Annotated in this window: 14 protein-coding genes; 1 reads left to right on the forward strand and 13 read right to left on the reverse strand. The window is 69.2% G+C overall.

From position 1 onward, the window contains the following. Positions 1–6: 6 nt before the first annotated feature. From rfbB to ACFYYT_RS01040, 10 genes are all read right to left on the reverse strand, one after another. Complete coding sequence (gene rfbB / locus ACFYYT_RS00995; protein ID WP_351821861.1) at positions 7–981, reverse strand: dTDP-glucose 4,6-dehydratase; 975 nt, start codon at positions 979–981, stop codon at positions 7–9. Between the two features lie 41 nt (positions 982–1,022). Next, positions 1,023–1,892 (reverse strand): glucose-1-phosphate thymidylyltransferase RfbA, encoded by an 870-nt coding sequence (rfbA, locus tag ACFYYT_RS01000; RefSeq protein ID WP_351821858.1) that lies wholly within the window; start codon positions 1,890–1,892, stop codon positions 1,023–1,025. 216 nt (positions 1,893–2,108) lie between these two features. Beyond that, positions 2,109–2,786: a 4'-phosphopantetheinyl transferase superfamily protein gene (locus ACFYYT_RS01005; RefSeq protein WP_351821855.1), complete on the reverse strand. Its 678-nt coding sequence runs from the start codon at positions 2,784–2,786 to the stop codon at positions 2,109–2,111. Beyond that, positions 2,783–3,649 carry a metallophosphoesterase gene (locus tag ACFYYT_RS01010; protein WP_351821852.1) on the reverse strand — a complete coding sequence of 289 codons (867 nt, stop codon included), beginning with the start codon at positions 3,647–3,649 and terminating at the stop codon, positions 2,783–2,785. The genes ACFYYT_RS01005 and ACFYYT_RS01010 overlap by 4 nt, the downstream gene beginning before the upstream one ends. Positions 3,650–3,827: 178 nt before the next feature. Then, positions 3,828–4,808 (reverse strand): MerR family transcriptional regulator, encoded by a 981-nt coding sequence (locus ACFYYT_RS01015; RefSeq protein ID WP_351821849.1) that lies wholly within the window; start codon positions 4,806–4,808, stop codon positions 3,828–3,830. Continuing rightward, positions 4,805–5,326 (reverse strand): TspO/MBR family protein, encoded by a 522-nt coding sequence (locus ACFYYT_RS01020; protein WP_351821846.1) that lies wholly within the window; start codon positions 5,324–5,326, stop codon positions 4,805–4,807. The genes ACFYYT_RS01015 and ACFYYT_RS01020 overlap by 4 nt, the downstream gene beginning before the upstream one ends. A 170-nt stretch (positions 5,327–5,496) precedes the next feature. Further along, on the reverse strand, positions 5,497–5,991 hold the full coding sequence (locus tag ACFYYT_RS01025) for a DUF427 domain-containing protein (protein WP_351821844.1): 495 nt from the start codon (positions 5,989–5,991) through the stop codon (positions 5,497–5,499). Positions 5,992–6,006: 15 nt separating this feature from the next. Then, complete coding sequence (locus ACFYYT_RS01030) at positions 6,007–6,654, reverse strand: SDR family oxidoreductase (RefSeq protein ID WP_351821841.1); 648 nt, start codon at positions 6,652–6,654, stop codon at positions 6,007–6,009. 68 nt (positions 6,655–6,722) lie between these two features. Further along, entirely contained in the window at positions 6,723–6,977 is a 255-nt protein-coding gene (locus ACFYYT_RS01035) for a DUF6480 family protein (RefSeq protein WP_351821888.1), read from the reverse strand. A gap of 105 nt (positions 6,978–7,082) precedes the next feature. After that, positions 7,083–8,408, reverse strand: coding sequence for a glycosyltransferase (locus tag ACFYYT_RS01040; protein WP_351821839.1), 1,326 nt, complete (start codon positions 8,406–8,408; stop codon positions 7,083–7,085). Between the two features lie 152 nt (positions 8,409–8,560). On the opposite strand from ACFYYT_RS01040, the gene ACFYYT_RS01045 reads away from it, so the two are divergent. Further along, complete coding sequence (locus ACFYYT_RS01045) at positions 8,561–10,594, forward strand: glycosyltransferase family 4 protein (protein WP_351821836.1); 2,034 nt, start codon at positions 8,561–8,563, stop codon at positions 10,592–10,594. Positions 10,595–10,812: 218 nt separating this feature from the next. Here the strand turns inward: ACFYYT_RS01045 and ACFYYT_RS01050 are convergent, their stop codons facing one another. From ACFYYT_RS01050 to ACFYYT_RS01060, 3 genes are all read right to left on the reverse strand, one after another. Beyond that, a complete protein-coding gene (locus ACFYYT_RS01050) occupies positions 10,813–11,388 on the reverse strand; it encodes a DUF4383 domain-containing protein (protein WP_351821833.1) in 576 nt (191 codons plus the stop codon). 35 nt (positions 11,389–11,423) lie between these two features. Then, the gene (locus ACFYYT_RS01055) at positions 11,424–11,633 is read right to left on the reverse strand and encodes a hypothetical protein (protein WP_351821831.1); all 210 of its coding nucleotides are present in this window, start codon (positions 11,631–11,633) and stop codon (positions 11,424–11,426) included. Positions 11,634–11,811: 178 nt separating this feature from the next. After that, positions 11,812–13,245: a pre-peptidase C-terminal domain-containing protein gene (locus ACFYYT_RS01060; RefSeq protein ID WP_351821828.1), complete on the reverse strand. Its 1,434-nt coding sequence runs from the start codon at positions 13,243–13,245 to the stop codon at positions 11,812–11,814. Between the last annotated feature and the right edge of the window lie 29 nt (positions 13,246–13,274).

Raw genomic sequence — 13,274 nt, forward strand, 5'->3', positions numbered from 1 at the left:
GCGGGACTACGCGGCGTTCTGCCAGAGGCCGTGGTGGCGGCGGTACCAGTCGACCGTCGCCGCGAGGCCCTCGTCGAACGCCACCGCGGGCCGGTAGCCCAGGGTGTCCGAGATCTTGGAGATGTCCATCGCGTACCGCCGGTCGTGACCCTTGCGGTCAGCCACCCGTTCCACCATCGAGCCGCCCGCGCCGAGCAGTTCGAGCAGCCGCTCGGTCAGCGCGAGGTTGGTCAGTTCCGTGCCGCCGCCGACGTTGTAGATTTCCCCGGACTTTCCGCCCGCGGCCACCAGTGCAATGCCCCGGCAGTGGTCGTCGACATGCAGCCAGTCACGAATGTTCTCACCGTCCCCGTAGAGCGGAACCTTCCGGCCGGAGAGCAGACGGGAAACGAACAGCGGAACAATCTTTTCCGGGTACTGGTACGGGCCGTAGGTATTGGATCCCCGAGTGAGGCACACTGGCAGCCCGTGGGTGCGGTGGAAGGCGAGCACCATGAGGTCGGCGGACGCTTTCGACGCGGCATAGGGAGAATTCGGGGCGAGGGGCTCCTCTTCCGTCCACGGCTTTTCGTCGGCGCCCAGGGAGCCGTACACCTCATCGGTCGACACATGGACGAATTTACCGACCCCGGTGTCTGATGCGGCGCTCAGCAGCGCCTGCGTCCCCAGCACATTGGTCCGTACGAATTCCCCGGCCTCGGCTATGGAACGGTCGACATGGGACTCGGCGGCGAAATGCACGACGAGATCCATGCCCCGCATCGTTTCCGACATCAGCCGCGTGTCGCAGATATCGCCTTCGACGAAACGCAGGCGAGGGCTCGCGGACACCGGTGCGAGGTTTTCTCTTCTTCCCGCGTAGGTCAGTTTGTCGACCACCGTCACCTCGGATCCGGCCAGCTCCGGGTAATTATTCTGCACGGTCTGCCGGACGAAGTGGGAGCCGATGAACCCGGCACCCCCGGTGACAAGTATGCGCATGGGCCACCTCTCGGTATGGAGTCAGGAGGGGGGATGAGAAATCAGTTGGGGCGGGAAATCTCCATCAGATATGTCCCGTAGTCCGTCTTCGCCAGCTGACTGCCGAGTTCGTGACACGCCGCGGCGTCGATGAAGCCCATGCGGAAGGCGATCTCCTCCAGGCACGCGATCCGGACTCCCTGGCGCTGTTCCAGCGTCTGGACGAACTGGGAGGCCTGGAGCAGCGAGTCGTGGGTGCCGGTGTCCAGCCAGGCGAATCCGCGCCCGAGGTTGACCATCCTGGCCCTGCCCTGCTCCAGGTAGGCGCGGTTCACATCGGTGATCTCCAACTCGCCGCGGGGCGAGGGACGCACGTTCTTGGCCACGTCGACCACGTCGTTGTCGTACACGTACAGACCCGTGATGGCCAGGTCGGACCTGGGTGCGGCCGGCTTCTCCTGGAGGGAGATCAGCTGCCCGTCGGCATCCACCTCGCCGATGCCGTAGCGCTCGGGGTCACGGACCGAATAGCCGAACAGCACACAGCCGTCGAGATTCTGCATCTCCGCCTGGAGCAGTCTGCCGAACCCGGGGCCGTGGTAGATGTTGTCGCCCAGTACGAGCGTCACGGGATCGGATCCGATGAAATCGGCTCCGATGAGAAAGGCCTCGGCAATGCCGTTCGGCTCCGCCTGCTCGGCGTACTCGATATTGATCCCGAGCTGGCTGCCGTCTCCCAGCAGTTCCCGGAAGGCGCCTAAGTACTGGGGCGAGGAGATGATCAGGATGTCCCGGATCTTCCCCAGCATCAGTACCGAGAGTGGGTAATAGATCAACGGCTTGTTGTACACCGGAAGCATTTGCTTCGAGACGGCGTGTGTTAATGGATATAATCGGGTGCCGGTGCCTCCGGCCAGAACTATGCCCTTCATGCGACCACATTTCCGTAAGTGGCTGGAGTAATGAGGGTAGGGAAAGTCGGCCCAGTCCGCATGGGGTGCCGCAGCTGACGAAGTCTGTCAAGGCGGCGTAATATGCTCAGAGCGACTTGATCTTCCGTTGCTTGAATGCGAGCGTAGAGTTCCGGCTCGTCGCTGTCAACGTGACCTTGGACTCTTTCCCTGTGCCCCGTGCGGCGCCAATCGCGCCTAAATTTTCGGCAGTGTGACGGCGGTCACGATGAGGCCGTTGCGGACCAGCCAGCGTCCTGAAAAGCCCCTCAATTTCCGCCCGCCCACCACGGGCCCGGCGGGGACCAGCCGTGCGGAGAAGGCGCCCTTTTCGGGGTCCATCGTGATTTCTGCCTCCTCGAACTCCAACTCCAGCCCGGTCAGCGGATACCAGGCCTTGAACACGCTTTCCTTGGCGCTGAAGAGGAGCCGCTCCCAGACCACCCCGGGCTCACGGGCCCCCAGCTCGCGTATCCATTGCCGTTCCCGCGGCAGCGAGATGGACGGGAGGACCCCCGCCGGCAGCGGTCGGTGCGGCTCCGCGTCGATGCCGATGGCGAAGGTGTCGGTGGATCTGGCCACGGCCGCCGCCCGGTACCCGTCACAGTGCGTCATGCTGCCGAGGATGCCGTCCGGCCACTGAGGAGCCCCGCGCCTGTTGGGCACCACCGGCACGGCGGGCACGCCCAGCCGGGACAGGGCGCGTCGGGCGCATACGCGTACGGTCGCGAACTGCTGCTGCCGCAGGGGTGTGGCCAGGGCCACCACTTTCGCCTCCTCCGGGAACAGCCCCGCACCCGGCCCCAGTTGTTCGAGTACCCGGTCGTCGAAGGCCTCCGCCGAGACGACTCCGGCGGGAAGGATTTCCTCGATCACGGGTTCCCCGTCGTCCTCGGCTCCGTCCCCTGCTGCGGCTGCGGAAGGATGCGGCGCAGCGGACCGCGCGGTGGTCTGGGCCGCCACTCCCGGGGATAGCCGACGGAGACCTCCTCGAAGCGGACCCCGTCCTCCGAGGTGACCCGGGGAATGTGCAGATGCCCGTACACGACGGCGGCGGCCCGGAAACGTACGTGCCAGTCGGCGGTCAACTCGGTACCGCACCACTGCGCGAAGAGCGGATAGCGCAGGACGCGGGTGGGGAGGCGGGTCAACGGGAAGTGGTTGACGAGGACCGTCCGCACGGAGGGGTCGAGCGCGGCCAACCGCCGCTCCGTCGCCGCCACCCGGGCGCGGCACCAGTCGTCCCGCGTCGGATAGGGGTCGGGGTGCAGATGGAACTCGTCGGTGCAGACGATCCCGGCGTCGTGGGCCAGCCGCAGCGACTCTTCCTTGGTACGGGCACCCGGAACCCGGAACGAGTAGTCGTACAGCAGGAAGAGCGGAGCCACCGTCGCCGGGCCGCCCTCCCCGTGCCACACCGGGTACGGGTCCTCGGGTGTGGAGATGCCCAGTCCGCGACAGAGCTCCACGAGGTGCAGGTAGCGTTCCTCGCCGCGCAGATCGACCGGGTCCTCGGGATGAGTCCACAGCTCGTGGTTGCCCGGCGCCCAGATCACCTTCTCGAACCGGCTGCTGAGAAGCGTCAGTGCCCAGGCGACGTCCGCGTACTTCTCCGCGACATCGCCCGCGACGATCAGCCAGTCGCCCTCCGACCGGGGCCGTAGCGACTCGACGAGCGCGCGGTTTTCCTCGTAGGCGATGTGCAGGTCACTGACGGCGAGCAGCGTGCCGGTCTCCACATTTGACCCTCCGTCGACGGTTTCGTACGGCCAGCCTGCCTGCCCTCGCGGCGAATGGAAAGGGTTGCCTGGTGCGGGGTGTCATGATCACCCCCTCAAGATCCCGCAACGCCTCGATCGGGGGTTCCGGCACCTCGGGGCCGACCCAGGTGCTTCGTCGGGACAGGGTCGTGACGGCTCAGTCTGCGAGACGCTGTTCGATCAGGGCGAGGCCCGAACGCAGGCCCGTCAGAAGCCTGCTGCCGGCTTGGGGGACGGAGCTCCAGCCGGGCCCGGCCATCAGAAGCGTGGAACGGGACCTCGCCCCCCTGACCCCCCACCTCACTCCCTCGACCGCGTCCACCAGTTCCGTCGCGGCAGCGGGACGGGCCTGGGCCCACACCACTACCAGCGAAGGGCCGACCCGCCGTACCGCCTCGACCAAGGCTTCCGCCGGAAAGGCCGGACCGAACATCTTCACCGGCAGCCCGCGCTCAACGAGGGCCGCCCACAGAGCTTCCAGCGGAAGGCTGTGGAGTTCCTCCGGCGCGCAGGCCAGTACGATCGGCCGGACCCCCTCGCGGGTGGGCAGCCGAGGCTCGTACCGGCGCCGCAGCGTTGAGGAGACGAGCCACGACAGCAGGTGCTCGACCTCGATGTACCGTTCGCCGGCGGAGGCCCACTTGCGGCCGGCCGCGTGCAGTGCCGGGGCGATGATCTCCTCCCACGCCGCCACACAGCCGTGGTCCTCGATCGCCCGGTCCAGGAGGGCCTCCACCGCGTCCCCGTCAAGTCTCACCGCTGCCCGGGCGAGGCCGCGGCATTCGGCCCGGACCGGCCCCAGTGGCAGCGCCGCGGGTCCTCCAGGAGCCCGCCCCCCGGTTGCGGGCGCGTCCTCCTCCGCCCCCTCCTCGAACCTTCTTGCGGCCTTCGCCCAGGCGGCTCGCGCGGCCTCCGCCGGCGGTACCCCCTGTGCGGTCAGACGGCACATCTCCTCCAGACGCGCGATGTCCTGCGGCATCCATCGCCGATGCGTGCCCGCGATGTGGACGGCGGGCCCGATCGCATAACGCCGCTCCCACGAACGCAGCGTTCCCGCCGCCACTCCGAGACGCTGCGCCACGGCTCCCGTACTCATGCCGACCACCGGAGGGGACAGGGGTTGCTCGTCGGTCTTCACGGGTTCAGCTGCCAGATCGCCGCGTTGAGGACGGTCGCGAAGCACACCCACAACAGGTACGGGACGAGCAGGAGCGCGGCGGTGCGGCTCAGCCGTCGGAACAGGACGACCGTGGTGGCGAGCGCGGCGAGCAGCAGGACGATGTCCAGCAGGGCGAGCCCGTACCGGCGGGCCGCGAAGAAAAGCGGCGTCCAGGCGAGATTGAGGGTGACCTGCACGGACCACCACATGCGGGCCCGCCGCACGCGCAGACGATTCGGTTGGCGCTCGACCAGCCAGGCCGCGATCGCCATCATCCCGTACAGCACCGTCCAGACGGGCCCGAACAGCCAGGCCGGCGGGGCCCAGGCGGGCCGGGCCAGCGCCGCGTACACCTCACCCGCATCGGCGGAGGCCAGGGCTCCCAGTGCCGCGACGCCGTAACTCACGGCGAGGAAGCCCACGAGGGCCCGCCACCGCCTCGATCCGTGCGGGCGGGCCGGGGGCGGCATCGGTGCTGGTGTCGCGGAATGGGCCACGGCCGGCTCCCGGTGTACTCGATGGCTTCTGACGCGCAGCGCTACCTGCCTCCGCCGCGGCCGGCATCCTCTCCGCACGGCCCCGGCTCCGTTGCTGCCCGGCTCCTCTTCTCCTTCCGTGCCGCCGGCGGATGCGCAAGTCCGTCCCCCGGCAGCGGTGTGGGCGGGCATCACCACCCCCGCGTCCCCGGCGGGCCCTTGAAAGGCCCGTTGATCCCGGAGGTGATCCAGCCCCCGTAGAAGTCGCCCGGCTGCGCGACCACCTCCTCGTCCCCGACTCGGCAGCGGTCGACCCGGGAGGGGTAGAAGGCCAGGAATCCGGCGATCGCGGCGAACCCGGGGGACGGGTCCTCGTAGCTCCACGCCACGTCCGGGACACCGGCCCTGCCTCGGATGCACAGGTCCCAGTACGTGGCTGTGCCTTTCCACTCGCACCAGGTCCGGGCAGCGGACCGCCGGAACAGCTCTTGGCGCGTGTCGCCGGGTGGAATGTAGAAGACCGGGGGGTGGCTGGTCTCCAGCACCCGGACCGAGCGGCGGGTGTCGGCGATGCGGACCCCGGCGAACTCGACGACCACATGACGTCCGTCCGCTTCGAGTCGCGGCGGCCGGGGATAGTCCCAGACGGATTCGGCGGGTCGGCCCGAGGCCCCTGTCGCGTTCACGGCCACTCCTTGCAGTCACCGCGCGGGGGGAGCCGCGCCCTCGAGCTGGTCGACCAGGGCTCGTACGGCTGCGGCGGGATCGCCGCCCCGGGGGAGGGCGGGCGGCCGTCCGGCCACAGGCCGGTCGGAGAAACCCGTCTCCAGGTGGGGGAGACGGAAGTCGAACACCCTCAGCCGCCGCGCCCGCACCTCGCGGGTCACGACACCGAGCCAGCAGCTCAGGGCCGTTTTGGCCGCCGCGTAATCGGCCGTGCCCAGCATCGGTTGGCCAACGACGGCTCCCGTCACGGCGGCGAGGAACCCGCCGTCCGCCACGCGGGCGACCGCGCCGCGCAGTACTGCGGCCGGACACAGCACGTTGATGGCGAACAGGTGCTCGACGACTGCGTCGGGCACCTCCTCCACCCTGCCGAACCCGGCCACCCCCACCGTGACCAGAACACCGTCCAGACCCCCCAGTTCCCGCGCCGCCCACGCGGCGAGGGCGCCACAGCTGTCGAGGTCGTACGCGTCGAGCCGCCGGAACGGAGCCCCGCCGAGCTCGCCGGCCACGCCGGCCAGCCGGTCCGGATTCCTCCCGGCGAGTGCGACCACGGCGCCGCGGGCCTTCAGCTCACGAGCCGCGAGCCCGCCGAGGACGCCGCTGGCTCCTGCGACGAGCACGCGGCCCGTACCCGCTGCCGATCCAGCCGCTCCGCCGTCCCCGTCCACGTCGGTTCCCCTCTCTCGTCCTACAACCCGGCGATCCGTGCCACGAAGAAGCCCGCCACGAGGATGGCGCCGACCACGATCAGGCCCAGGAAGAACCACGGGTGCTCCCAGATGCCGCCGTCAGGTCGTTCCTGGTGCGCTTCGGCCGTGGAACCCTCCACCTGCGGTGTTTCCTGCGGCACAACAGGATGGGCGCTCATGGTGCCTCCTTCGCCGGACGAGGTCGTACCTTCTCTTCGAGCGTCCGCCGCCGGCCACCCGGCCGCATCTTGCAGCGTTCGTGCACCGTTTGAACCCCGCCCGCGCGATCAGAGGTCGGCGGCGGAAGCCAGTTCCGGCCCGTGCCCGGCCGGCTCCCCGCCGTCTTCCCAGGCCTCGGGTCAGGACATCAGCGCGCTCAATAGCCGAGCGGCTCGTCGTGGGCCTCGCAGACCCACGCTCCGGCGTAGATCTTCGAGGCGGCCGTGCCGGGGGATGTCCAGGAGGGCTGAGACCGCCCGGCCCGCTCTCTGGGGGTCCAGCTGGTGCGGGTCGAGGCAGAGGCCTGCGCCGGACCTTTCGGCGTCGTGGGCGACGGAGAACTGATCGCTGGAGAAGGGCAGCACGAGGGCGGGTACGCCGGCCGCCACACATTCGGTGAAGGAGTTGTTGCCTCCGTGATGGACCATGGCGTCGACCTGCCGGAGCAGCGCCTGCTGCGGTACGGTCGCGGCCACCGCGACCCGGGGGCCTGCCAGACCTGCCAGTGCCCCGGCCTGGTCCCCGGCTGCGAGGATCACCGAAGTATCCGGGCGCTCGGCGAGAATGCCCCGTGTCACCGACTCCAGTACGTCGCTCCGGGCCGAAAGGAACGTCCCCAGTGCGACTAGCACCAGATGCCGGCCGGCCCGGCGCAGCCGGCTCACTTCGGAGCTCCAGAAGGGGCCCGGATCGAGTGCGCCGGTGGGGGTGAGGTGCCCGCTGAACACGTAGGCGGGCCCTTCGGGGCGTGGAGGCAGCCAGTTCAAGCGGGGATAGTTCAGCACGACGGCGTGCGGAGAGCACAGGGCGAACGCCCGGCGGGGCACAGGCCGGTGTGGAGCGTGGCGGGCGATGAACCGTGCGAACAATGCCGTGAAGGAGAGGTCGTTCACCTGCGCCTCTCCACGTAGCGTCTGCAGGTCCGCGGCGGTCGGCCGGACCGCCTGGGGCCATGCGTAGGGAACTCCGAACAGGGCGCCCGGTTCGGAGGGCAGATAGCTGGGATGGCCGGGGCAGAAGGTCGCGTACGGCAGGTCCAGACAGTGCAGGGCCAGTGTCACGGCGTAGCTCAGCTGATCCACCACGTACCAGTCCGCCGGGCGCCGGGCATGCAGCACCCGCAGGTCCGCGAGGACCCGTTCCGGTTCGGCGAGCATGTCTGCCCGGCGGTGCCGAGCCTGGACCAACAGGGCGGCGATGGCGCCGGCCCGGGTCGCCTCCAGGAACTCCTCCAGGCGTCTGGCCTCACCGTCGGCCTGGGCCGTGTGCCGCGCGATTCCCGTGTTCGCGTTGCGGCCCACCCTGAGCGGTGTGAATTCCACCCCCGCGGTCTCGGCCAGGTGTGCGAAAGCCTCCGCGCAGGCGAACGTGACGTCGGACCCCGCCGCGCGAAGCTCGCCTGCCAACACGGACAAGGGAGCGGCGTGCGAATGGAACGGTGGAGCTATCACGGTGACGCGCGGCATGAGGGACCCACTTCCGGCAGAGGACTGTCACGTCTGCTTCGGCCGCGGCCCCGGATCCGGAGGCAATGGTGGAACGGACATCTGTCCGCATCCGAAGCCGTGGGCACGGCGGAAGGGGAGGTGACCATCTGCCCGAGCGAGAGCAGCGCCCCATGGACGCAAACACCCCGCAGGACGGGACCGACCCTTTCGTAGCGGCCCGTCAGAGCTTTTGGGCTCGCACGACAGCGCCAAGGATCTCCTTCGCCCCGGGCACTTTGTCGTCCTTCCTGCACGCCGAGTATTTTCCGGGGCGCCACGAGCATCCGGCCGTTCCCCTGACCGATCCCCGCGACAAGAGAATCGCTTCACTGCGCCGTGACCTGAGGCTCCGCAGGGCGCTCGTCCCCGAAGAACTCCTGGCCGCCTCGCTGAGCGGAGACCACCGCCTGCGCAGCACGGTCGCGGAGGCTTGGCCCCTGTCGCTGCCCCTCCATGACACCGAACGGGTCCGCCGCGGACTCCGCGACGAGATCCTGCGCTGTACGGACCCGGGCACCCTGGCCCACCTGATCGACCTGGCCACCGCTGGGCGCCTGCACGTGCTGGACCCGCTCCAATGGGCTGATATGGCCCGCAGGAAGCCCCTCGACACCAGGCAGGCCAGACTCGCCCTGTGGCGCCACATCGCGGGCCGCACCGACCTGCGCCATATTCTTCCGCCGCCCGAGACGGGCGACGACGCCTACGAACGCCTGCTGCTCGCGGCCGCCGGCGGCGGCCGATTGTTTGAATCCCCCTTCGCCCTTCCGAACGGCGACGGCCTGCTGGTGGTCCAGTCGATGCTGCTCGGCGAGTTGGACAGCCCGGGGGAGGGGAGCAGCGGAGGTCTGGGAGTCCTGCTCGCCGGCCTGGGCGACGCACTCGCGCGCACGCGGGGTATCGATGCGGTGATCACTCTGGTGACGAAGGACGCGCGGGAACTGGGTGAGGAGCCCGACCTCTTGCGCGGCCGGGGAGCCGGGCACTGGACGCTCACCCTGCCGACCGCCCCCCACGACAACGCCACCGCCGGGATTCCCGCCGGTACTGCCCTGACCTGGTGGACGAAAAGGGTTCTCGAGGGGTTGGGCCGACGACCGGACCTCGTCCACGTCAGGTACGCGGACGAAGGGTCCCTCGCGGTGGCCGAAGCCGCCCGGCAACTGGGCGCACGTCTGATCTTCACCGCGACACCCGATCCACACCGCCGCGTCAGCGAACGGCACGCCGGACGCGCGGCGGCCAACGAGACCGAAGCGGAGGAGCTGCGCCAAGACCTGCACCGCGTCTTCGCGGCGGACAGACTCGTCGACCGTGCCGATGACGTGGTCGGTATCCCCGGCCGGGGCGGCACGGACGAGTTGATCCGCTACTTCCCGCAGCTCGCCGCGGTCAGGGGTGGGGAAGGCCCCAGCGCACCTCAGGAGGGGATCACCGCCTACCGGTCGTCCGCCGACGAACCGGCGCGACGGAAGAGACTGCTGGAGGGCCTCTTCGCCGCCGGACTCCCGTCGGCGGTCGACCCGGCCGCGCGCGGTATGCCCCTTCTGCTCACCGTGGGACGCCTGCACCCTCTCAAGCAGCAGCACGTCCTGGTCCGCGCGTGGCTCGAATCCGGCCTGCACCTGCGCTCGTCGCTCGTCGTGGTGGGCGGGTCCGCCCGGGCGGAGGGGAGGGACCCGGGGGAGCGGGCGGTGCGTTCGGCCATCGCCGATCTGATCGGCGAGCATCCGGATGCCGCCGCACGCCTGGCACTGGTGCCGGCGATGCCCAACGACGCGGTCCGGTGCCTGGAGCGGGCGTTGGCGGGCCCGGGGAACACCGGTCGGGCTCATTACGTCTGCCCCAGCGCGAAGGAGGAGTTCGGCATTGCCGTGCTGGAGGCCATGGACGCGGGCCTGCCCGTCGCGGGCACCGGTCGAGGCGGCATTCCGCACTACGTGGAGGACGCGGTCAACGGAATCCTCCTGGACACCACGTCCTCGGAAACCCTGGCCGAAGGGCTGGAGCGGTTGTTGGGGCTGGATCCGGCGGTTGTCGATGCCATGACCCGCCGTGCCCGCGCCACGGTCCGGGCGCGCTATTCCATTGACGCGGCAGCCTCCGCGTTCGCCTCCGTCTACACCAGGCTGCCGCGGACCGGAACGGCGGCACGTCGTACGTGAGCCGAGCCGGTACGCCCAGGTCCGAATCGACCCCTCCTACCGTCGCACCCGGCCTTCACCACGCACTCCATCCCGGACGCGGCCGCCCCCGGCCCGCTGGAGGACCACACGCAGAACGGCACGGGACCACGCGCCGGAGCGGGCGGCGACGGAGCGCGGTGAGACCCGTAGCCGCAGGTGTCCGGGGAACGCGGTATCACGACGCGTTCCCCGGACGGTCACCGCGAGCTTTCGGCCGGGTCGAGACAGCTCGTCGTGGCCGCGGGTGAGGTGCGAGCGCGCGGCCCCCGACCTGCGAGAGCGGGGCGTGCCCGCGAGGACCGGCCTGTTTCCCGGTCCGTGTGGCGGCTCTGCCAATACGGGTTGTCGTGGGGGAGCTTGCTCGAGACGCGGCCGTACATCCCGAAGGTCATGATGATCAGCCCCATGACGAAGCTGAACATCACGTTGGTCATGCCGAAACCGAGGACGTTGGCGTCCTTGTCGAGCACGAAGATGTGCGCGAAGCCGCTGAGCAGGAACAGGGCTCCTACCGTGATGTTGAGGGTGGAGGCAAAGTTGCCGCCGACGAACGCGCCCGCGGCAAGTGCGAGACCGACCACCACGGAAATGGTGCTGAGGGTCGTGTTGGTGGTCATCCCCGCGATCGTCCTGCCGCGGGTGTCGAACGGGCTCAGGGCATCCGAGAAGCCCAGAATCCCGAAAACGATCAGGATCAGGCCGCAGAGCAGGGCACCGTACCGGTAGACGGTGGCGAGGTGGTGATCGACGGGTAGCTCGTCACTCAGCTTCATGTCGCCTCCTACGGGAGATCGTTTCGGTGCACCGGTCACTTTTCGTAGTGAGCGAGGGCCAGGCCGAGGCCGAAGAACGTGGGCGCCCACTCCCCGACGAAGATGCCCCACCGGTCAGCACGCTCGATGTCCTCGCGGCTGTTGGAGGCGAGCCACGATGCCAGCGACAGGCCGATGGACAAGGTGGCCGCCAGATAGGCGTGCTCGCTCTTTACGCCCGCGTCGTGCAGCTTCTTGACGATCATGACGAAGTCTCCTTCCGATCATCCCGGGAGAGGCGCCCGAGCCCCGAGAGGTATCTGACGGGCCGAACCTATGCGCGGTGCACCATGACGGCTATTTGCACCCTTTATGCATCACTTCGGGCTGCGTGTACTGCGTAACCCCTGTGGTGAGAGGAACGCGAGGGATTGACGTAGTGGCTCAGGATTTCGCCAGGTCGCAGGTGTAGGGCGTGCTTCCCGAGCCCTGGAAAGCATCCAGCTCGACGTAGTAGGTGCCGCTTCCCGTGGCTGTCCTGGTGAAGGTGAGGGACTCGTCCGCGCCCACGCCGTCGTTCACGGACCTGGCGACCGTGCTCCCCGCGGAGTCGAGGAGGTAGAGGTCTGCGTCGTAGGCGCCGTCAGGTATGGCGCAGCTGATGCTGATGCGTTCGTTCGCGGCGAAGGAGACGCGAAAGTAGTCGCGGTCACTGGTGGACTTCATGGTGCCGGTGAGTGTGAGGGGATGGGCCAGGGTGCTTGCGTCATCGGCGGTGGCGAGGGTGTCGTTGTTTTCGCTCTCGGCCAGGGCCGTGGTGTTTCCGGAGCTGCCGCAGGTGCTCTGGGGCGTCCCGGTGTACAGGTTGGTGTCGGGGACGCCGCCTGTGACGCTGCGGAGGTAGTAGCCGCAGGTGGGGCGGTTCTTGAAGTCGTAGCTCTGGCCGGGGCCGAGGCGCCAGATCTTGTATCCGGAGAAGGTCAGGGGCTTGCCCGCGGTGGCCTGCTCGGGCTGGTGGTCGCCGAGGACGACGAAGGCTTCCTTGCCGTAGAGGGTGGCCCGGCCGTTCTTGTCGAGGAGCAGCGAGCTGCCTTCTTCCACTCCGACGCCCCAGGCTTTGCCGCCTGAGGTCCGGCCGTCCCTGATGGCGCGGGCGATGAAGGCCATGGTGCGGCCCATCCGGTCCCGGGTGGTGAAGTGGGAATCGTTGATGACGCCGGCGTAGTTGGGCCAGTCGAACATGCCGGTGGTGAAGGTGATGTGGCTGTCGTACGGGTTGGCGAGGGCTTCCGGACTGGTGACGCTTCCGTTGCAGGCGTCGTAGACCACGGGGCTGTTGATGTGGTGGCCGGCGCTGCCGCCGCCCGAGCCGCCACCCTTGGCGACCACCGATTCCACGGATGCCTCTAGCGAGGTGCCCTTCCAGGCGGCGTAGCGGCATTGGTCACCGCCGGCGAAGTAGACGAATTCCGCGTTGCGGATGTCGGTGTTGACCTGGCTGTTGTTGCCGTCCGCCGCGGTGGTCAGGGTCCAGGTGGTGCAGGAGTTGACGCCAGGCAGCGCCATGGCGGCGTCACATTCGGGGGTGGCGCTGCCTGAGGTGGGGACGGAGCCGGCGAGGACGACGACATCCAGGCTGCCGGTGCCGCCGCGTATGGCGTCGATGGCGGCTGACATGGACCCGGGGACGATTTTGCCGTCGCCGTTCATGGTGAAGGCAGGGCCCTGCCAGGAGGCGCGGCTGACGTCCGAGGTGCTGCCCGCGCGGACTCGCGTGGCGGCTGCCTCGGCGCTTGCGGTCGCGGTGAGAGTGGCGGCAAGCGTGAGCAGGGTGACGGCAGCCGAGGCCAGGGAGGCATGCCTGAAGCGTGTGCTCATGGAACTCTCCGAGGGGTGGGGGAGACAGG

Origin of the sequence: Streptomyces sp. NPDC002032 (assembly GCF_042890765.1) — a bacterium.
Taxonomy (GTDB): Bacteria; Actinomycetota; Actinomycetes; order Streptomycetales; family Streptomycetaceae; genus Streptomyces.